Here is a 20,014-nt window from a genome sequence, read left to right on the forward strand (position 1 = left end):
GCAACAATGCAATGCCGACTTGTGTATTTTTGAAATTTTATAACCCAGCAGGTGCAGAAAGATCAGAGTTTTTGCGCCGCATCTGCGAAAAACTGTCGGATGGAATTGGCGTAATAGACCAGCAGGTCGCACTCTTCGGGGACGATCTCGATACCCTGCGCGGTGTCGCGGACGAGCCCCCTCTTGCGCAGGATGCGCAGCCCCGCCTCGAGCGAATAGCCAAGATCCTCGCGCGGGATATGAATATGCGCCTGGCCCAGGCTGTCGGTCATCCTGGCCAGCACCTCTTTCAGCTCCGCCTCGGGCAGCGGCGTTCCGGCCTCCAGCAGGGCGTGGGCGACCATCGGCACCGGCAGCACCGGCACCTCTTCCCCGATCCGCGCCATAAGGCGCTCGCCCAGGGTTTCGACCGGGGCATCGGGGTGTTCGCGCTGAAACGCCGACAGGGACACCGGCGCGCCGAAACTGACCGCGGCATAGCCGTGGCGGTGATAGCGCCGCGTGATCCACAGCCAGAACTGCTTCAGAACGAAGCCCCCCACCACGCTGATCCGCGCGCCAAAGCGGCGCTTGCCCGCCTTGTTCGCGGCCACCAGGATGCGGTCCTCGAACACCCGGTCATAATTCACGGCGACCGGCACGAAGACCACGTCGCGCCCGTCCGGCTCGCGCTCCTCGATGATGTATTTCAGGATGCCAAGCTTGGGCTTGGCCAGCGCCCCGTCAAGGCTCAGCCCGCCCTCGGGGAACACGGCCTGCGTCACCCCGCCATCGGTGGCCATGCCGACATAGCGCGCCAGTACCCGGCGATAGAGCGCATTGAGCGACCGGCGCCGTATGAAATAGGCGCCCATCGTCCGGATCAGCCGGCTGAGCGGCCAGACCCGCGCCCACTCGCCCACGGCATAGCTGAGCGCCGACTGCTCGGCGGCCAGCCATGTGACCAGCACGTAATCCATGTTCGACCGATGGTTCATCACGAAGATCACGGTGGCGTCGGGGTTGATCTTGCCGATCCCCTCTTCGTCGAACCGGCCCATGCGCACGCGGTAAAGCGCCGTGCTCAAGAACTTGGCCAGCCGGATCGCGATGCCGAAATAGGCGGTCGCGGAAAAGCTGGGCACGATCTCCCGCGCATACCTCTTGGCCTTCTCGAAGGCGACGTTCTCGGGGATGCCGTTTTCGTGCGCGTGTTCGGCGATGGCCTTGCTGACCTCGGGGTCGTAGATCAGCCGCTGGATCATGTCATAGCGGCGCGCCAGCTTGAACGGCTCGATCTTGCGTTCCAGCCGCTGGTTCAGGCGGTTCACCACCCGCTCCATCCGGCGGCGGAAAAACCAGCGCACCGAGGGGAACAGGAAATGCGAGGCAAAGGTGACCGCCGCAAACAGCAGGATCAGCACCAGCAGCCAGAGGGGAAGTTCAACCGTTTGCGTCATCCAGCGCACCATGCCAGCCCGCGTGAGGGGGTACAAAGGAAAACGCCGCACGTCGCGCGATCGCCAGACCGCCCGGACGGGCTGGCGATCCCGCGGCGGCCTTCGGCCTTGATTCCGCGCGGTATAAGATGACCGACACCGCTCAAGGCTCAAAACGGTACGGCGATTTGGTCACCGTAACCCACCCCGCCCCGAATTGCCGCAACGCAGCGAATTGACAGCGTCACATAATTCCGAATAGTTTGCCCCTGTTGAAAGAAAGTTGCGCAAACCGATTCAAGAGGCCGCCTGATGTCGCAGATGCAGAATGACACCCCCAAGGATCGTCCGTGGTTGATCCGCACCTATGCGGGCCACTCCACCGCCAAGGCCTCGAACGCGCTCTATCGCGGCAACCTCGCCAAGGGCCAGACGGGCCTCAGCGTGGCGTTCGACCTGCCCACGCAGACGGGCTATGACAGCGATCACGTCCTCAGCAAGGGCGAGGTCGGCAAGGTTGGCGTGCCGGTCTGTCACCTGGGCGACATGCGCACGCTTTTCGACCAGATCCCGTTGGATCAGATGAACACCTCGATGACGATCAACGCCACCGCGCCGTGGCTTCTGGCGCTCTATATCGCCGTGGCCGAGGAACAGGGCGCGGATGTCAGCGCCCTGCAAGGCACGGTGCAGAACGACCTGATCAAGGAATACCTCAGCCGCGGCACCTATATCTGCCCGCCCAAGCCCAGCCTCAAAATGATCGGGGACGTGGCCGAATACTGCTACACCCATATCCCCAAGTGGAACCCGATGAACGTGTGTTCCTATCACCTGCAGGAGGCCGGCGCGACACCGCAGCAGGAGCTGGCCTTTGCGCTGGCCACCGCCTGTGCCGTGCTGGACGAGTTGAAACCGCGCGTGCCCGAGGAGGATTTCCCGGCGCTGGCGGGGCGCATCAGCTTTTTCGTCAACGCGGGCATCCGCTTCGTCACCGAGATGTGCAAGATGCGTGCCTTCGTCGACCTGTGGGACGAGATCCTGCAAACCCGCTATGGCGTCGAGAACCCCAAGTTCCGCCGCTTCCGCTATGGCGTTCAGGTCAACTCGCTGGGCCTGACCGAGCAGCAGCCGGAAAACAACGTCTACCGCATCCTGATCGAGATGCTGGCGGTGACGCTTTCGAAAAAGGCCCGCGCCCGCGCGGTGCAGCTGCCCGCTTGGAACGAGGCGCTTGGCCTGCCCCGCCCGTGGGATCAGCAATGGTCGATGCGGATGCAACAGATCCTGGCCTACGAGACGGACCTCCTGGAATACGAGGACCTGTTCGATGGCAACCCCGCCGTCGACGCCCGCGTCGAGCAGCTGAAGGAAAGCGCCCGGCAGGAGCTTGAGACGCTCGACAGCATGGGCGGCGCCATCGGGGCGATCGAACACATGAAGGCGCGGCTGGTCGACAGCAACGCCGACCGTCTTGGCCGGATCGAGGCGGGCGAGACGACCGTGGTGGGCGTCAACAAGTTCACCACCTCCGAGCCGAGTCCGCTGCAATCCGAGGATGGCGGCATCATGCGCGTCGACCCGGCGACCGAGGCCGAACAGATCGACCGCCTGAACGCCTGGCGCGAGGAACGCGACGACGACGCGGTGAAAACCGCGCTGGCCGCGCTGCGCGAGGCGGCCTCGAAGAACGAGAACATCATGCCCGCCTCCATCGCGGCGGCCAAGGCGGGTGTCACGACAGGCGAATGGGCCGAACAGATGCGCCAGATCCATGGCCAGTATCGCGGCCCCACCGGCGTCTCCGGCAGCCCGTCGAACCGCACCGAGGGCCTTGACGACATCCGCGACGCGGTCGATGCGGTCAGCGACAAGCTGGGCCGCCGCCTGAAATTCCTGATGGGCAAGCCGGGCCTTGACGGGCATTCCAACGGCGCCGAGCAGATCGCCTTCCGCGCCCGCGACTGCGGCATGGATATCGCGTATGAAGGCATCCGCCTGACACCCGAGGAAATCGTCACCGCCGCGCTCGATGACGAGGCGCATGTGATCGGCCTGTCGATCCTGTCGGGCAGCCACATGCCGCTGGTCGAGGATCTGCTGAACCGGATGCGCGAGGCGGGGCTGGGCCATGTGCCGCTGATCGTCGGCGGAATCATCCCCGAAGAGGACGCCAAGCGCCTGCTGGAGATGGGCGTGGCGCGGGTCTATACGCCGAAGGATTTCGAGCTGAACACGATCATGATGGATATCGTCACGCTGGCCGATCCCAAGGCCGTCGCGGCGGAATGACCGATCAGACGGATCGCAACAAGGCCAACGCGATGGCCTTTTACGATCTGATGTTCAATCAATGCCGCCCGCGCGACGCCATCGCGCGTTTTGCGGGCGACGTCTATATACAGCACAATCCGCACGTCGCCGACGGCAAGGACGCCTTTGTCGACTATTTCAAACGCATGGCGCGGGACTACCCGGGCAAGCATGTGCGTTTTGTCCGCGCCGTGGCGGAGGGCGACCTGGTGGTGCTGCATTGCCACCAGACATGGCCGGGCAGCGACGATTACGCGGGGATGGACATTTTCCGCTTCGACGAGAACGGCAAGATCGTCGAACACTGGGATGTCCTGCAGGTCATCACCGGCCAGTCAGCCAACGATAACGGACTGTTCTGACGCGTCCCGGGGTCGTCCGCGGAGGGATTGAGCGCGACCCCGGAACGCATGCGGCGTGCCGGATGACCGGCGCGCTTACTCGGTGGTCTCTTCTTCGGTTTCGGCAGCACCCTCGGCGCCTTCGGTCGCGGCACCGGCATCGTCCGCGTTTTCCTGCGCCGCCTTGCCTTCAGCAGCGGCGGTCTTGAGCTGGGCCATGATCCGGTCGTTGAGTTCCTGATCTTCCTGCGCCGCGATATCGATCGCCTTGAACTCTGCCGGGGTGATGTCGGCAATCACTTCGATCGAGTTGACGATCGAGTCGTTGGCATAGGCCATCAGCTCGGCGCGCTTCTCGCCATCCGACTCGGCCTCGATCCGGGGCACGAAGTGCTGGGCCACGGTGTTGACCGCCGCCAGCGCCTGCACGAAGGACGCGACTTTCTCGTCGCTCAGCGTATCGTTGCTGATGCCTTCGGCCGGCTCGATCTTTGCCAGCGACTTGGTCGGCTCCTGCTTGGTCGTCTCGGTGGCCGCGCCTTCGGTCTGGGTGTCTTGCGTGGCTTCCTGTGCGAAGCCGGTAGTGCCCAGCGCCAGTGCGGATGCGGTGGCGATTGCGATACGTGAAATCATTATGGTCTCCTCGACGGGATTGTCTTGGTTTGCGGTTGAGTGACACATGGCCAGTCCCCTGCCGTCTTGCAATCCGTTCGGCGAAAAAACGCTGGAATCGGCAGGACGGACGCGACAGACTGCCGAATGCGCCAGAAGGACACGCCGCATGACCCTTTCCATCCGCCCCATCGCCCCCCAGGACGAAGCCGACTGGCGCAGACTCTGGACCGCCTACCTGGAGTTCTACGAAAGCAGCGTCAGCGAGGAGGTCTACCAGACCACCTTCGCCCGGATCTGCGCCCCCGAGGTGACCGACCAGAACGGCCTGCTGGCGCTCGACGGCGAGACGCCGGTGGGGTTGGTGCACTATATCTTTCACCCGCATAACTGGCGGGTCGAGAAGACCTGCTATCTACAGGACCTCTACGCCGATCCATCGGTGCGCGGCACCGGCGTGGGCCGAAAGCTGATCGAGGCGGTCTATGCCGCCGCCGATGCCAACGGCACACCTTCGGTCTACTGGATGACGCAGGATTTCAACACACAGGCACGGCAGCTTTACGACCGGATCGGCCAGCTGACGCCGTTCATCAAGTATACCCGCTGATAGGAGGCGTTCCGTTCAGGGAAACTGCGCCGCCTCGCGCCGCATCAACGCGCGCAGGGTATAGGATCGCGCGATCGGCCCTTCCGCTCCCATCACGTGGCGCGGATCGGCCGGGATGCAGCCCGGACCACAGACCTGACGCACCTCCATGCGGCGCGTGTCGAGAAACCACAGCCGCCCGGCGGGCGTGCCGACATAGCCGTTGATGCCTTCGCCCTTGTCAGCGCGGAGGTCGTTGACGGTGGGCATCTCGGACCAGGCGTCCTCGTCATACGCCCCGTGCGTGTGCCAGGACGCCACAACGCGCAACCTCTCGGGCCAACTGGGCTGGCAATAGTTCAGGTACCCGCGCCGGGGCCGCGTCGTGGCCAGCTGGCCCGAGGCGGTATAGCCGATATAGCCGCAATATTCCCGGTTCTCGGCCACCGACCGGGCCTGCGCCTGCGACAGAACATGCCTTGCGACGCCGATCTCGTCCGCGGTCTGCGCGGGCGCGGCGGCGGGCGCCGTCCCCAGCAGGGCCAGTAGCGCAATGATCCGCATCGGCGTGTGTCCTCTCTTGCAGCAGCGGGTCCAGACGTTACCGTAACGCGATCGAGCAACAGAGGGGAGCCCCATGACAATCCATATCGGCGCCGCACCCGGCGACATTGCCGAAACCGTCCTGATGCCCGGCGACCCGATGCGCGCCAAGTGGGCCGCCGAGCGGTTCCTCGATGCGCCGCGCCAGGTCAACGCGGTGCGCGGGATGCTGGGCTTTACCGGCACGTGGCGCGGGCATCCGGTGACGATCCACGGCAGCGGGATGGGCATGGCGAGCCTGTCGATCTATGCCAACGAGCTGTTGCGCGACTTTGGGGCAAGGACGCTGATCCGCATCGGCTCCACCGGCGCGATGCAGCCGCATGTGGGCCTGCGCGACGTGATAATCGCCATGACCGCCAGCAGCGTCGGCACGCCCTCCTCGACCATCTTCCGCGAACTGAATTATGCCCCCTGCGCCGATTGGGGCCTGTTGCGGGCCGCCGTTGCCGCGACCGAGGCGCGGGGTGTGCCGCATCATGTGGGGGGCATCTATTCGTCCGACACGTTCTATGACGAGCGGCCCGACCTCAACGAGCAGATGACCCGCCACGGCATCCTCGCCGTCGAAATGGAGACCGCCGAGATGTACACGCTGGCCGCACGGCACGGCGCGCGGACGCTGTCGGTGCTGACCGTGTCCGACCATCTGCAAACCGGCGAGGCCCTGCCCAGCGAAGACCGCGAGGCCAGCTTCGGCGACATGGTCGAAATCGCGCTGGAGGCCGCGTTTGCGTAAGGTGCGTTTTCGACGCACCTTTCCCGGGCTGGACACCTGGCATGGGCGCGTGGTGCGTTGAAAACGCACCCTACGCAATCTCCGGAAACGCATACGTCTCACCCGTGACACATTTGCGCGCGGAATAAAGGCCGTAGGCCGCCGCGCCACCGACGACCCGCACCCAAGGGGGCGGCGATGGCGCACCCTACATGTCCTCCAGAAACGCGAACGCATCCCCCTCGACACGCACCCGGCCCAGCGACGGCAGCCGGAAATGCGTGCCCAGCACCCGCGCATCCCGATCCACCGCATGCTCCAGCAACGCCCGGCGCGACAGCACGGCCCGCTCGGCGTCCTGATCGAAGGTAAAGTGCCACTCGGGGTGCCAGCATTGCGCCGCGCTGTGGATGGCATCCCCGGTGATCATCGCCTCGGCTTCGCCACAGCGCACCACGACCGACACATGCCCCCCGGTATGCCCCGGCGTCGGCATCAGCGTCACATGATCACCGATCCCGTGCGCGCCCTCGACCAGTTCCGCCTGCCCGGCCTCGATCACCGGCAGGAGGCTCTCGTCATACATGCCCTTCGCCTTCTCGGCATAGAACGCCTCGTCCGCCTTCGGCAGCAGGTAGCGCGCGTTGGGGAACGTCGGCACCCAGCGCCCGTCGAGCAGCCGCGTGTTCCAGCCGATGTGATCCACGTGCAGATGGGTGCACAGCACGTAGTCGATATCCTCCACCCCTACGCCAGCCCCGCTAAGCGCATCGAGAAAACGCGGCGTGTCGCGCTGGTGCCAGTCCGGAAAGCTCGGCGCGGTCTTGTGGTTGCCGACACAAGTATCGACGAGGATCACGTGATCGGGCGTCTTCAGCAGAAAGCCCTGGATCGGCAGCATCACGCGGCCCGTCCGGCGGCACAGCCCGCCCGGCACTTTTTCGGCGATGATGCGGCCCACATCCGGGCCGGCGCCCGGGAACATCTCTTCGGGTACAAGAAACGGCGCGTCGATCTCCAGGATGCGCCACACCTCCACCTCACCGATCCGACACAACATGGCGCTCAGCCCTCCCTGATCTGCTCCGCCACCCGGCCCGCCCACATGTCATAAAGCGGGGCGGCAGGATGAAACCCGTCTGCGGCCATCAGGCCCCGGTCCATCGGGAAATCCATCGAAACGTAGCGCAGCGCGGGGTTTTGCGCCACAAGGTTGCGTAGCTCGCCATCCAAGGCCGCCGCGCGCCGCCCGAGAACCCCGCGCAAGGGGCGCGGCAGCAGCGGGAACACCCCCAGCGGCGGCACGCCCGAGGCGACGATCCGGGTCACGCCGAACCGCTCTTGCAGACGGGCCGCGAGGTCGCGGTAGTTGCGCCGCCACCGCACCCGGCGCATCCCGTTCTTGGCGTCATTCACGCCCAGCGCGATCACCGCCACGTCGAAGGGCTGCTCCGGCATCTGCGCCAGATCGGCCAAGGCGGTTGCCGTGGTCGCGCCGCCCCGCGCCTCCAGCCGCCAGTGCACGCGGAAATGCGGCGCAAGATGCGCCACAAGTCGCCCGGCCAGCGCGTCCTCCTGCGTCTCGACGCCCACGCCCGCGCCGGAACTGTCGCCGACGATCAGCAACCGCAGGTCCGGGCCTGCGCCCGCCACGCCGTCGCGCGGGCCCGCCGCCTCGGGCAGGTGTGCCGCCCGCAGCACGACCCAGGCCACCTGTGGCACCAGCACCGGCGCCATCAGCGCCGCGCGGAGCGCATCACGCATCGGTCTCGCTTTCACCGAACGCCATGCCGGTGTCGCTCAGGGCATAGACCCCGCGCTCGACCCGGTAGAACCAGCCGGAATGATTATCCGCCATGATCCGCGTCGCCCGCGCCACGCCGGTGGCCCTGGCGATCACCGCGCCAGAGGACGGCCCATGCTCGGACAGGTAGGCCACGCAGGCCCGCACATCCTGCTTGTAGGACGTTTCGATCTGACCGCGTGTGCCGCCCTCGTTCGGATCGCCCCGCCGGGCGTTGAACTCCTTCAACAGCCGCGCGCGCTTGACCTTGGACCGGCGCGGCTGGAACGGCGCGGGATCGCAGTGCACCTGCACCGTGCCTTCGTCCAGCGCGACGCTCAACACGCCCAGCCCCAGCCGCTTGCAAAGGCCGATGTTGCCCTTGAACGCGCGCCACCCCGCCTTGCCCTTCCAGCGCGGCACGGCCACGTAGACCTGCTCGGTCACCGCCTGCCGCGCCACCGCCTGTTGCAGAAGGGTCAACGAAAACCCGGTCTTCAGCTCCACCACCACCGGCTCGGCATCCGCGCGCAGGCCCACCACGTCCGCCGGCCCGACCTCGGATTTCACGGCATAGCCCAGCGCCTCCAGCCAGGTCTTGACCGGGGCGTATAACAGGGTTTCGCGGGCATCATGCATCCCGGCAATTTGGCCGCAGGTTGCATGGGTGACAAGCCCTTCGCACAGCCCTATAAGGCGCGCGAACAAACTCATTTCAGCCCCGAGGACGACATATCCGATGACCACGCTCGTATTTGGCCATAAATCCCCCGACACCGACAGCACCGGCTCGCCCATCCTCTGGGCGTGGTACCTGAACGAAGTGAAAGGCGGCGACGCCGAGGCCGTCCTTCTGGGCGAGCCCAACACCGAGGCCGCCTTCATGCTGGAAAAGTGGGACCTGCCCAAGCCGCGCATCATCTCCAACGTGGATGACGGCCAGCCCTGCATCGTGGTGGACACCAACAACCCCGCCGAGCTGCCGACCAACATCAACGGCGCCGACGTGCAGGGCATCATCGACCACCACAAGCTGGTGGGCGGTCTGGAAACCGCCGGCCCGATCGACATCACCGTGCGCCCGCTGGCCTGCACCGCCACGATCATGATCGACTTGATGGGCGAGGACGCCGAAAAGATGCCCGACTGGGCCAAGGGCGCGGCCCTGACCTGCATCTTGTCCGACACGCTGGAATTCCGCAGTCCCACCACCACCGACCATGATCGCGCCACGGCCGAGAAACTGGCCAGCGGCCTCGGCGTCAGCATTTCGGATTACGCCGCCGAGATGTTCGCGGCCAAGTCCGACGTCTCGGCATTCTCTGACGCCGAACTCCTCCACATGGACAGCAAGGAATACGACGTCGGCGGCACCAAGTTCCGCGTCTCGGTTCTGGAAACCACCGCGCCCGCCTCGGTGCTGGAGCGCAAGGACAGCCTGATGGCCTCCATGGCCGACGTAGCCAAGGAAGACGACGTCGACCAGGTACTGCTCTTCGTCGTGGACATCCTGAACGAGGAAGCGACCCTGCTGGTGCCCAACGACCTGGTGAAAGGCGTGGCCGAGAAAAGCTTTGGCGCGTCCGTGTCGGGCGATACCGTGGTCCTGCCCGGCGTGATGAGCCGCAAGAAGCAGATCATTCCCAACCTGGCGGTCTGACGCTCCTCGCTATCGCTTGCATTCCGAACGCCTCCGCAAGATTTGCGGGGGCGTTTTTCGTACCCCGCCCGCCCCGTGACGATGACGCCGCGCGCCGGTATTTTCTCGCTCCCATCCCGGGCTTGATCCGGGATCTCCCGCCGCAGGAGGTCCCGGATCAAGCCCGGGACGGGGTGCGCCTTGTGACCCCGCGCCGCAAATTGTAGGCCTGACAATGGAAACATTTGCCGGAGTCGCACCGCATGGGCCTTGTCGTCCTCCTTCTTGTCGCCGTTGTCGTGATATCCTTCATCGGCATCGGCCGCGGCACGCGGCGCGGCAAGGACCGGCGCGACGACGACTAAGCGGCCTCAGCCGCCCGCCTGCCAGTCGGCAATCGCATCGACGGGGTATAGCAGCATCACCACGTTCAGCGTCAGGTTATCCCGGATGACCCAAAGCGTCAGCAGCTCGAACCCCACCACCACGGCCACGCTGGCCCAGACCGGCAACCGCCGCGCCAGCCAGAAGCCAAGCCACATCGCCACGATATCCGAGGCCGAGTTCAGCACGCTGTCGCCGTAGTAATCCAGCGAGATCGTCACCTCGCGGTAGCGCTCGATCACCGCGTTGGTGTTCTCCACGATCTCCCACGCGCATTCCACCGCCGTCGCGATCACCAGCCGCCAGCCCAGATCGACCCGGCGCGCCACCAGCCACAAAAGCGCGTAGAACAGGACCCCGTGCAACAGGTGGCTGGGCCAGTACCAGTCGAACACCTGCTGGCTGCCCTCGCTGGTGCCCACGGTGCCCCACAGGTCCACCCAGCCACAGGGGCACGTCGGATTGCGCCCCATCAGAAGCAGCACCACCAGCGTGGCAAGGCCCAGCATGGCCGCAATGCGAATGGGAATGCGCCTGTCCGTCATCTGGCCACGGAATCACAGCGCCACGGTCCTGTCCATCGCAAAGCGGTCCGGAAACCAGTCCGTGCATCGACCATTCGCGCAGAAATCGGGCGCGCCCCGGATGGACCGCGCCCCCCTGCACATTGGGAAAGTCTACCGTTTATGAAGCGTCCTGGCCGGATGCCTTGGGCTTGTGCCACGCCAGCGCCAGCGTCGCGATCCCCGACAGCGTCAGGTCGACGCCGAGGAACAATCCAAGCACGTCGGCGGCGGCGCCCGGCAGGCCCAGCACGATCATCCCGGCCAGCGCCAGCGACATCAGCCCGGCCCCGGCGATCCAGCCCCAGCCGTGCCGCGGGCGCATCCGGACGGCATAGACCAGACGCAACAGCCCCAGCACGGCAAACAGCCCCGCAACCGCCAGCGTCAGCGTGATCAGCCCGGCAACCGGATTCAGCAACAGCGATACCGCGAAGAGCACGAAGGCCAGCCCGATCAGCCCTCCGATCACCCGGCCGCCCAGCGCGTCGCCGTGATCACTGAAGGCCAGCCAAAGCTGCGTCAGACCGGCCAGCAGGAACGCGGCACCCGCGACGGCGGTGACGGTCAGCGATGCGGCAAACGGGTTGAAAAACGCCAGCATCCCGCCCACCAGCATGACGATCCCGAGGATCGTCAGCCCGATGCGGCCCGGTTCGCGTTCGGTCCGCCCGGTCGATCTGTGCCGCGCGGTGCGGTCTACGGCTTCGGTGAATGTCATTGCGTGTGTCACCTTCGGGGTGGTTTCACGCGGACAACGCGCAACCCGCACCGCCGGTTCCCGCCCTGCGTCGCTGGACGTCTCCCCATCGCCGCGTTTAACTGGCCCTCGACACCAAGACACACGAGGCCCACCCATGTCCGCCCCCGTCAACCGTTTCAAGACCGCCCTTGCCGCCGGCCAGCCCCTTGTCGGCTGCTGGGCCGGGTTCGCCGACGCCTATGCCACCGAGATCCTTGGCACGGCTGGGTTCGACTGGCTGATCCTCGACGGCGAACATGCGCCCAACACGCTCCAGACCCTGTCGGCCCAGATCGGCATCCTGCAAGCCTCCAGCAGCGAGGCCATCGTGCGCGTGCCCGTGGCCGAGGACTGGATCATCAAGCAGGTGCTGGACGCGGGCGCACAGACGCTGCTGGCGCCGATGGTCGACACCGCGGCCGACGCCGAGCGGATCGTGCGCGCCATGCGCTACCCGCCCGAGGGCGTGCGCGGCTCCGGCGCGGCGCTGGGGCGGGCCTCGGGCTTTGGCGCGGTGCCCGACTATATCGCCACGGCCAATGACCAGATGTGCCTCGTGGTCCAGATCGAAAGCGTGGCCGCGCTGGACAATCTCGATGCGATCTGCGCGGTCGACGGCGTCGACGCGGCCTTTATCGGGCCGTCGGACCTGGCCAATGACATGGGGTATCGCGGCGACGCGAACCACCCCGAGGTGCGCGCCGCCATGCAGGACGCGCTGGCCCGCATTCGCGCGGCGGGCAAGGCGCCCGGCATCCTTGGGATCGACGCGCAGACGACGCGCACCTACCGCGACTGGGGTGCGCAGATGCTGGGCGTCGGCATCGACGTCCTGCTCTTTGCCAATGCCGCCCGCGCGCTGGCGCGCAATTGGCAGGCGTGATGCGCCTTCTGGTCGATCTGGGCGGCACCTCCTGCCGCGTCGGGCTGGCGACTGGGGCGGGCCTGTTGCCCGACACCGCCCACAGCTTTGCCAATGCCGATCATACCAGCCTCGCCGACCTGCTGGCCGCCTATCTGCATGCGATGCGCCCCGGCGCGGTCAGTGCGATTTGCGCGGGGGTCGCCGGGCCGGTGCGGCGCGGCGCGGCGCAGCTCACCAATCACGCCTGGCACATCGAGGCCGACGCGCTGGCCCGCGCCACCGGCGCCGACCAAGTGCACCTGATGAACGATCTTCAGGCGCAGACCTATGCGCTCGACGATCTGGACGCGGACAGCCTCACGCCGCTGATCCCCGGCACGCCCGATCCCGAAGGTCCGCGCATGGTGCTTGGGCTGGGAACCGGCTGCAACATCGCGGTCGCGCACCGCGTGGGCGACGGCCTCTTCGTGCCGCCGTCCGAATCCGGCCACACCACCCTGCCCGACGCGCCGGGCTTTCGCGCGCTCTACGATCACCTGCGCGGCGAGGCATCACACCTACCCATCGAGACCGCCCTCTCCGGCCCCGGCCTCAGCCGCCTGCACGCCTTCTATACGGGCGAGACACTGACCCCGACCGAGATCATCGCGCAGGAGCCCCGCAAAACCCTGCAAGCCTTCGTCTCACTGCTGGGGCTCGCCGCCTCGAACCTGTGCCTGTCGCACATGGCCACCGGGGGGCTTTACCTCATTGGCGGCACCGCCCGGGCCGTCGCGCCGTATCTTGTGCCGCTGGGATTCACCGACACGTTCCATCCGCGCGGACCCTACACAGATATCCTGCGCGCCATTCGCGTGACCCTCATCGCCGACGACAACGCCGCCCTGCGCGGCTGCGCCCGATACCTCGCACAATACCCCTCGGAATAAGGCCCGATCCCACTTCCCCCACCGCCTGCCCTCTGCCATACTGCGCCCCAACTCATAAAACAAAGAGCAGCGCACATGGCCGACGACCTTCTCTCACCGACTGACTCTGGCGATTACGACGCCTCCTCGATCGAGGTGCTGGAGGGGCTGGAGCCTGTCCGCAAACGCCCCGGCATGTATATCGGCGGCACGGATGAACGGGCGCTGCATCACCTGGTGGCCGAGATCCTCGACAACTCCATGGACGAGGCCGTGGCCGGCCATGCCAACCGGATCGAGGTCGAGCTCCACGACGATTATTCCATCACCATCCGCGACAACGGCCGCGGCATGCCGGTGGACGAACATCCAAAGTTCCCCGGCAAATCCGCGCTCGAGGTGATCCTCTGCACCCTGCACGCGGGCGGCAAGTTCTCGGGCAAGGCCTACCAGACCTCGGGCGGTCTGCATGGCGTGGGCGCCTCGGTGGTGAACGCGCTGTCGGATTCGATGGTCGTCCAGGTGGCCCGCGACCGCAAACTCCACGAACAGCGCTTCTCCCGCGGCAAGCCGCTCGGCCCGGTGCAGGAGGTCGGCGCCGCCCCCAACCGCCGCGGCACCACCGTCACCTTCCACGCCGACGAGGAGATCTTCGGCTCGCATCGCTTCAAGCCCGCCCGGCTCTTCAGCTCGATCCGCTCCAAGGCCTACCTCTTTTCGGGGGTCGAGATCCGCTGGAAATCCGCCATTGCCGACGGCGACACCCCGCAGGAGGCCACGTTCCACTTCCCCGGCGGTCTGGCCGATTACTTGCGCGAGACGATGGGCACCGCCTCGACCTATGCCGAGAATCCCTTTGCCGGCACCGTCGATTTCCAGGAACGCTTCGGCACGCCGGGCAAGGTGGAGTGGGCGATCAACTGGACGCCCAGCCGCGACGGCTTCCTGCAAAGCTACTGTAACACCGTCCCCACGCCCGAGGGCGGCACGCACGTCGCCGGCTTCTGGGCCGCGATCGTCAAGGGCATCAAGGCCTATGGCGAGCTGGTCAACAACAAGAAGGCCGCCAACATCACCCGCGACGACCTGATGACCGGCGGCTGCGCGCTGGTCTCATGCTTCATCCGCGAGCCGGAATTCGTCGGCCAGACCAAGGACCGCCTTGCCACGACCGAGGCGCAGCGGCTGGTGGAAAACGCCGTCCGCGACCATTTCGACAACTGGCTGGCGGCCGACACCAAGTCGGCGGGGGCCATCCTCGACTTCCTCGTCCTGCGGGCCGAGGAACGCCTGCGCAGGCGCGCCGAGAAGGAGACACAACGCAAATCCGCCACGAAAAAACTTCGCCTCCCCGGCAAATTGGTGGATTGCTCGTCGTCAACCCGCGACGGCACCGAATTGTTCATTGTCGAGGGCGATTCCGCCGGCGGGTCGGCGAAAATGGGCCGGGACCGCAAGACCCAGGCCCTGCTGCCCCTGCGCGGCAAGATCCTGAACGTGCTGGGCGCGGCCAGCTCGAAACTGGGCTCGAACGCCGAGATCAACGACCTCACGCAGGCGCTTGGCGTGGGGCTGGGATCGCGGTTCAACATCGACGACCTGCGCTATGACAAGATCATCATCATGACCGACGCCGACGTGGACGGCGCCCATATCGCCTCGCTGCTGATGACCTTCTTCTTCACCCAGATGCGCCCCATGATCGACGCGGGCCACCTCTACCTCGCCTGCCCGCCTTTGTACCGCCTGACCCAGGGCGCCAAGCGGACCTACTGCCTCGACGAGGCCGAGCGGGACCTGTGGCTGGAAAAGGGCCTTGGCGGCAAGGGCAAGATCGACGTTTCCCGCTTCAAGGGCCTGGGCGAGATGGACGCCAAGGACCTGAAGGAAACCACGATGGACCCCGCGACGCGCAAGCTGATCCGCGTGACCATCGACGAGGACGAACCCGGCGAGACCGGCGACCTGGTGGAGCGCCTGATGGGCAAGAAGCCCGAATTGCGGTTCCAGTACATCCAGGAGAACGCGAGGTTCGTGGAGGAGTTGGATGTTTGAGTGATGAACGCACTACAATTGTCGATTACGCATTGCCGGACAATATTATCAAAGAAATTGGAAAGTATGTGCAACTATGCGCCCGCATCGAGAAGCTGATAATCATTGCCGTTGTAACCGTTGAAAACCTAGAGGGTGATGACCGAAAGAAGCGCGTCGCAGAGCTTTCTATGTTGCCCACCACAAAGCTTATATCTTCGCTTAATTCCGTCACCAAAGCCCTTCCAAAAAGCCATAGATTTGCAACGTTCTTTCAAGAACTACGCCCATACTTACACCAATTCGTTGATAACAGGCACAGAGCCGTTCATGGCGTCGTATTCTTTAACGAGCATTTGCAGGTAAAGTATTTCGATAAAAAGGCTCAAGAAGATGTAGTTGCTGTTATCGAAGAAGAGAGCATAGATGAAATGCTCGCACATGCTGACGCAATTGCGCGCAGTTTGAGCGAATTTTGTACGGAATTCGCTGAAGGTTTTTAAGTCTTCGCGCGGAATCAAGGCGCAGCACGCTGCGCCGCCGCGCGATCGCCAGACCGCCCCCCGGGCTGGCGATTGGCTGACGCAAGCCCCCCGATCAAAGGTCATGCGGACACCGCACCCATAAAGTGCCCTGAACACCCGTCGGATCGCCACCCCGCGGTCTGGCCCTCGCGCGGCCTCAGCCACACAACGCAGTCCCGGACTTGATCCGGGACCTCCCCGCCACCAAAACCACCGCACGCCCCGTTAACCCGGCAAATCCCGAAAACCGCACCGTCGCGATACCACTCGGATACCGACGCGATACCGACGTTCCAAATTGCCCCCAATCCCCTTGTTAACCAAGACGATTCGACGCGATTCGGGCCGTGGTTAACATTCCCTCTATCCGGTCCATTCATCCCCCGTTAACCTGCCGGACATGCGCTGGCTTTTCCTGCTCTCTCTCGCCGTCCTGATCTCCTGTGGCCGTCCCCTGACGGACACCGAGAAAGCCTTCACCAAGCAGATCCACGGGTCCTCCATCGACACGGCCCGTATCCGGCTGGTCGAGGGCGCCCTGATCGGCAAGACCACCTATACCCGCAAGAAACGCCCCCGCCTCGCCTGCCGCGAGCGCATCTTTCCGCCCCAGGCCGAGGAGACCAAGGAAGTCACCGTCAGCCCCGCCGCCTTCGTTCTGTTCAGCAAGGTTTTCTATTCGAAAGACTGGTACCTGAAGGATTACCTGCCCGACTATGACGAGCGGTTCTACCTGGTCGAGGCGATGCTCTTTGCCCACGAGATGACCCATGTCTGGCAATGGCAGAACCGCCGCCAGACGGGCTATAGCCCGCTCAAGGCCGTGCGCGAGCATCAGGTCAGTGACGACCCCTACCTTTTCGACATCGACACCCAGACGCGGTTCCTCGACTTCGGCTATGAACAGCAGGCCTCGATCGTCGAGGAATACGTCTGCTGCGCCACGCTGGACCCCGGGGCGCCACGCACCAAGCGATTGGAATCATTGCTCGAAGGCGCGTTCCCGCTGGGCCGGCTGACCATCCCCGACAAGGTCGTGCTGCCGTGGGACGGGGTCGAGCTGAACGGGATCTGCCGCGTCTAGTCCTGGATGCTTTCGATGTAGATCAAGAGCGCCGCCAGCGGGCGCGGCGTCGGCGTCATCACCCCGTCGCCCACGTCCACCGGCACCGTGTCGCCCTGCAACAGCAGGCCGAATTCCGGCATCTCGTGCCCCGGCAGGCCGGTGCGGTCATAGCCGTCGATCACCGACAGGACCCGCGTGCGGGAAAACACGCCGTCTTCCTTCAGCGCCGTCAGGTCGGCAGGGGGTGGGTTGTAAGAGCCCGCCCACGGCCCGTTGCCCATGCCGCGGCTGCCGTGGCAGACGGCGCAGTTGTCCTCGAAGATCGCGCGCCCCTCGTCGGGCTCGGGCATCGACTCCTGCGCGGTCGCCGCCCCGGCCAAGAGGCACGCAACGAGGGTGATTGATCTGATCATGGTCCTGCTCCCTGTCTTTTGCCCAGTCTAGCGGGCCGCGAACGGCCAGCATTGACGTGGATCAAGCCAGCTCGCCCGCCAACGCACGGTCGATTAACGCCACGGTTTCGTCAACACCGTAGAGTGCGATGAACCCGCCGAACCGCGGCCCCTGGCTTGCGCCCAGCAGCGTCTCGTAGATCGCCTTGAACCAGTCGCGCAGCGGATCGAACCGGTCACGGCCCACGGCATAGACGATGGATTGCAGGACCTCGTCCTCGACCGGGCCGTCATAGGCGGCCAGCTGGTCGCGCAGGTCGGTCAGCGCCTCGCGCTCCAGGTCCGTGGGTGCGCGATAGGTCTTCGTCGGTGCGACGAAATCCTCGTAGTACTTCACCGCCGAGCCTGCCGCGGCATCGAGGTCGGGATGCGTGGCGGGGCTGGCATCGGGCGCATAGCGGTTGATGAAGCCCCAGAGCGTTTCCTTGTCCTGCGCCGAGGCGACCGAGGCGAGGTTCAGCAGCATGGCAAAGGACACCACCATCCGGCTTTCCGGCACGTCGCCGTTGTGGATGTGATGCACCGGATTGTTCAGCTTGCCCGCCGCATCCTGCCCCGGATAGGCGCGCAATTGCTGGTGATACTCGTCCACCGCGCGCGGGATCACGTCAAAGAACAGCCGCTTGGCGGTCTTCGGTTTCTGGTACATGAAATAGGACAGGCTCTCGCTGCTGGCATAGCTCAGCCATTCGTCGATGCTGATCCCGTTGCCCGACGACTTGGAGATCTTCTGCCCCTTGTCGTCGAGAAACAGCTCATAGGTGAAATGCTCCGGCGCGGGCGTGCCCAGGATCTCGCAGATCTTGTCATAGATCGGCGTGTTGGTGGAATGGTCCTTGCCGTACATCTCGAAATCCACGCCCAGCGCGGCCCAGCGCGCGCCGAAATCCGGCTTCCACTGCAGCTTCACGTTACCGCCGGTCACCGGCAGGGTCCACTCGCGGCCCTCCTCGTCATCGAACGTGATTTCGCCCTTGGCGGCATCCACGTTCTTCATCGGCACGTACAGGACACGCCCCGTCTCGGGGTGCAGCGGCAGGAAGATCGAATAGGTCTGCTGCCGTTCCTCGCGCAGGGATTTCAGCATGACCTTCATGATGTCGTCATATCGCTCGGCCGCGCGCAGCAGCGTCGTGTCGAACTGGCCCGACTTGTAGAAATCGGTCGCGGAATAGAACTCGTACTCGAACCCGAAGGTATCGAGGAACCGGCGCAGCATGGCGTTGTTGTGGTGCCCGAAGCTCTCGAACTCGCCAAACGGGTCCGGCACGCTGGTCAGCGGCTTTTGCAGGTGCTCTTGCAGCATCTCCTGGTTGGGCACGTTGCCCGGCACCTTGCGCATCCCGTCGAGGTCGTCCGAGAAACAGAACAGCCGCGTGGGAATATCGCTGATCTGCTGAAACGCATGGCGGATCATCGTCGTGCGCAGAACCTCGCCGAAGGTTCCGATATGCGGCAGGCCGCTGGGGCCATAGCCGGTCTCGAACAGAACATATCCCTTCTCGGGCGGCGCCTTTTCATACCGTTTGAGCAGCCGGCGCGCTTCTTCAAAGGGCCAGGCTTTCGCACTCATCGCGGCGTCGCGCAGTTCGGACATGTCGGTCTCCAGAGGTTAAGGCCCGCACGAATGGCGGGCCGCCTCGGTTCCTATTGCTCCGCCCCCGGACAGTCAATAATCTGCGCCGCAACAAACCCCTTTAAGGACAGCGCATGACCGACCAGGATTCTCACCCGCTCACCCCGCAGGACTGCCTCGTGGCGGTCATGATCGCCGTGTCGGCCTCGGATGAAGAGATCCGCACCGCCGAACTGGTCAAGATCGAAAGCGCCATCGACAACCTGCCGATCTTTGCCACCTACGATGCCGACCGGATGAAGACCGTGTCGCAGATGGTGTTCGACCTCTTTGCCGAAGAGGACGGGCTGGACGCGCTTTTCGGCCTCGTCACCGACAACCTGCCCGAGCGCCTCTTCGAGACCGCCTATGCGCTTGCCTGTGACGTGGCCGCCTCCGATGGCCTGCTGGACGAGACGGAACTGCGCTTTCTGGGCGAGATCCGGTACCAGCTGAACATTGACCGTCTGCACGCGGCGGCCATCGAGCGCGGCGCGCGCGCGCGGCATGTGCCGGAGTGATCCGAAACGGCGCACGAAATTCGCCATTTTCATCCGCACCGAAAACCGCTCTAAATAGGCCCCAGCCGATCGGGAGACCCATCACATGCGCCCACTCTTCGTGAATATCCGCTGCCGCCCCGGCACCTCCTACCAGGTGGCCGAGGACATCGCCCTGCGCGAAATCCATTCCGAGCTTTACTCCACCTCCGGGCCGTTTGACCTGCTCTTGAAGCTGTATGTCCCCGACGGCGAAGACGTGGGCAAATTCATCAACGAGAACCTCGCGACAATCGACAATATCGAACGCACCGAGACGACGCTGACGTTCAAGGCGTTCTGACA

At 65.0% G+C, this 20,014-nt stretch carries 22 protein-coding genes; 12 read left to right on the forward strand and 10 right to left on the reverse strand.

The genetic code is table 11. The features are described from left to right. Positions 1–62 precede the first annotated feature (62 nt). Positions 63–1,439, reverse strand: a complete 1,377-nt coding sequence (locus RBB18_RS11025; RefSeq protein WP_306111416.1) for a 1-acyl-sn-glycerol-3-phosphate acyltransferase — start codon at positions 1,437–1,439, stop codon at positions 63–65. Positions 1,440–1,730: 291 nt separating this feature from the next. On the opposite strand from RBB18_RS11025, the gene RBB18_RS11030 reads away from it, so the two are divergent. Both RBB18_RS11030 and RBB18_RS11035 read left to right on the forward strand, forming a co-directional pair. Further along, positions 1,731–3,710 (forward strand): protein meaA, encoded by a 1,980-nt coding sequence (locus RBB18_RS11030; protein WP_306112035.1) that lies wholly within the window; start codon positions 1,731–1,733, stop codon positions 3,708–3,710. Beyond that, a complete protein-coding gene (locus RBB18_RS11035) occupies positions 3,707–4,093 on the forward strand; it encodes a nuclear transport factor 2 family protein (RefSeq protein ID WP_306112036.1) in 387 nt (128 codons plus the stop codon). Before RBB18_RS11030 ends, RBB18_RS11035 begins: the two co-directional genes overlap by 4 nt. A 75-nt stretch (positions 4,094–4,168) precedes the next feature. Here RBB18_RS11035 and RBB18_RS11040 read toward each other — a convergent pair whose 3' ends face one another. Then, complete coding sequence (locus tag RBB18_RS11040) at positions 4,169–4,705, reverse strand: DUF4168 domain-containing protein (protein WP_306112037.1); 537 nt, start codon at positions 4,703–4,705, stop codon at positions 4,169–4,171. Positions 4,706–4,853: 148 nt separating this feature from the next. Between RBB18_RS11040 and RBB18_RS11045 the strand changes: the two genes are divergently transcribed. Beyond that, positions 4,854–5,294, forward strand: a complete 441-nt coding sequence (locus RBB18_RS11045) for a GNAT family N-acetyltransferase (protein ID WP_306112038.1) — start codon at positions 4,854–4,856, stop codon at positions 5,292–5,294. Between the two features lie 15 nt (positions 5,295–5,309). Here the strand turns inward: RBB18_RS11045 and RBB18_RS11050 are convergent, their stop codons facing one another. Next, entirely contained in the window at positions 5,310–5,837 is a 528-nt protein-coding gene (locus RBB18_RS11050; RefSeq protein WP_306112039.1) for a DUF4329 domain-containing protein, read from the reverse strand. Positions 5,838–5,910: 73 nt separating this feature from the next. On the opposite strand from RBB18_RS11050, the gene deoD reads away from it, so the two are divergent. Then, the gene (gene deoD, locus RBB18_RS11055; protein WP_306112040.1) at positions 5,911–6,615 is read left to right on the forward strand and encodes a purine-nucleoside phosphorylase; all 705 of its coding nucleotides are present in this window, start codon (positions 5,911–5,913) and stop codon (positions 6,613–6,615) included. A 187-nt stretch (positions 6,616–6,802) separates the two neighbouring features. Here the strand turns inward: deoD and RBB18_RS11060 are convergent, their stop codons facing one another. The 3 genes from RBB18_RS11060 to RBB18_RS11070 are packed head-to-tail and all read right to left on the reverse strand — an operon-like array spanning position 6,803 to position 9,091. Continuing rightward, complete coding sequence (locus RBB18_RS11060) at positions 6,803–7,654, reverse strand: MBL fold metallo-hydrolase (protein ID WP_306112041.1); 852 nt, start codon at positions 7,652–7,654, stop codon at positions 6,803–6,805. 5 nt (positions 7,655–7,659) lie between these two features. Next, complete coding sequence (locus RBB18_RS11065) at positions 7,660–8,358, reverse strand: SGNH/GDSL hydrolase family protein (protein ID WP_306112042.1); 699 nt, start codon at positions 8,356–8,358, stop codon at positions 7,660–7,662. Further along, a complete protein-coding gene (locus RBB18_RS11070) occupies positions 8,351–9,091 on the reverse strand; it encodes a DUF2161 family putative PD-(D/E)XK-type phosphodiesterase (protein WP_338020429.1) in 741 nt (246 codons plus the stop codon). The genes RBB18_RS11065 and RBB18_RS11070 overlap by 8 nt, the downstream gene beginning before the upstream one ends. Before the next feature lie 25 nt (positions 9,092–9,116). Here RBB18_RS11070 and RBB18_RS11075 point away from each other — a divergent pair, with 25 nt between their 5' ends. Then, a complete protein-coding gene (locus tag RBB18_RS11075) occupies positions 9,117–10,037 on the forward strand; it encodes a manganese-dependent inorganic pyrophosphatase (protein ID WP_306112043.1) in 921 nt (306 codons plus the stop codon). Between the two features lie 350 nt (positions 10,038–10,387). On the opposite strand, the gene RBB18_RS11080 is transcribed toward RBB18_RS11075, so the two are convergent. Both RBB18_RS11080 and RBB18_RS11085 read right to left on the reverse strand, forming a co-directional pair. Then, on the reverse strand, positions 10,388–10,945 hold the full coding sequence (locus RBB18_RS11080; protein WP_306112044.1) for a DUF2585 family protein: 558 nt from the start codon (positions 10,943–10,945) through the stop codon (positions 10,388–10,390). 139 nt (positions 10,946–11,084) lie between these two features. Then, on the reverse strand, positions 11,085–11,684 hold the full coding sequence (locus RBB18_RS11085; RefSeq protein ID WP_306112045.1) for an HdeD family acid-resistance protein: 600 nt from the start codon (positions 11,682–11,684) through the stop codon (positions 11,085–11,087). A 136-nt stretch (positions 11,685–11,820) separates the two neighbouring features. Here RBB18_RS11085 and RBB18_RS11090 point away from each other — a divergent pair, with 136 nt between their 5' ends. The 5 genes from RBB18_RS11090 (at position 11,821) to RBB18_RS11110 (ending at position 17,120) form a co-directional block, all read left to right on the forward strand. Further along, positions 11,821–12,588 carry an HpcH/HpaI aldolase/citrate lyase family protein gene (locus RBB18_RS11090; RefSeq protein ID WP_274593819.1) on the forward strand — a complete coding sequence of 256 codons (768 nt, stop codon included), beginning with the start codon at positions 11,821–11,823 and terminating at the stop codon, positions 12,586–12,588. Further along, on the forward strand, positions 12,588–13,499 hold the full coding sequence (locus RBB18_RS11095) for a glucokinase (protein ID WP_306112046.1): 912 nt from the start codon (positions 12,588–12,590) through the stop codon (positions 13,497–13,499). The genes RBB18_RS11090 and RBB18_RS11095 overlap by 1 nt, the downstream gene beginning before the upstream one ends. 75 nt (positions 13,500–13,574) lie before the next feature. After that, positions 13,575–15,533, forward strand: a complete 1,959-nt coding sequence (gene parE / locus RBB18_RS11100; protein WP_306112047.1) for a DNA topoisomerase IV subunit B — start codon at positions 13,575–13,577, stop codon at positions 15,531–15,533. After that, positions 15,530–16,015, forward strand: a complete 486-nt coding sequence (locus RBB18_RS11105; protein WP_306112048.1) for a hypothetical protein — start codon at positions 15,530–15,532, stop codon at positions 16,013–16,015. Before parE ends, RBB18_RS11105 begins: the two co-directional genes overlap by 4 nt. Positions 16,016–16,436: 421 nt before the next feature. After that, positions 16,437–17,120 carry a hypothetical protein gene (locus RBB18_RS11110; RefSeq protein ID WP_306112049.1) on the forward strand — a complete coding sequence of 228 codons (684 nt, stop codon included), beginning with the start codon at positions 16,437–16,439 and terminating at the stop codon, positions 17,118–17,120. Here the strand turns inward: RBB18_RS11110 and RBB18_RS11115 are convergent. Further along, positions 17,117–17,515, reverse strand: a complete 399-nt coding sequence (locus tag RBB18_RS11115) for a cytochrome c (protein ID WP_306112050.1) — start codon at positions 17,513–17,515, stop codon at positions 17,117–17,119. The two genes, RBB18_RS11110 and RBB18_RS11115, sit on opposite strands and share 4 nt — an antisense overlap. A 61-nt stretch (positions 17,516–17,576) precedes the next feature. Beyond that, on the reverse strand, positions 17,577–19,151 hold the full coding sequence (locus RBB18_RS11120; RefSeq protein ID WP_306112051.1) for a lysine--tRNA ligase: 1,575 nt from the start codon (positions 19,149–19,151) through the stop codon (positions 17,577–17,579). A 113-nt stretch (positions 19,152–19,264) separates the two neighbouring features. Here RBB18_RS11120 and RBB18_RS11125 point away from each other — a divergent pair, with 113 nt between their 5' ends. After that, positions 19,265–19,690 carry a tellurite resistance TerB family protein gene (locus RBB18_RS11125; protein WP_103763803.1) on the forward strand — a complete coding sequence of 142 codons (426 nt, stop codon included), beginning with the start codon at positions 19,265–19,267 and terminating at the stop codon, positions 19,688–19,690. A gap of 85 nt (positions 19,691–19,775) precedes the next feature. Beyond that, positions 19,776–20,012: an Lrp/AsnC ligand binding domain-containing protein gene (locus RBB18_RS11130; RefSeq protein ID WP_103763804.1), complete on the forward strand. Its 237-nt coding sequence runs from the start codon at positions 19,776–19,778 to the stop codon at positions 20,010–20,012. The last annotated feature ends 2 nt before the right edge of the window (positions 20,013–20,014 follow it).

It is taken from the genome of Roseovarius sp. MMSF_3298, assembly GCF_030733705.1.
Taxonomy (GTDB): Bacteria; Pseudomonadota; Alphaproteobacteria; order Rhodobacterales; family Rhodobacteraceae; genus Roseovarius; species Roseovarius confluentis.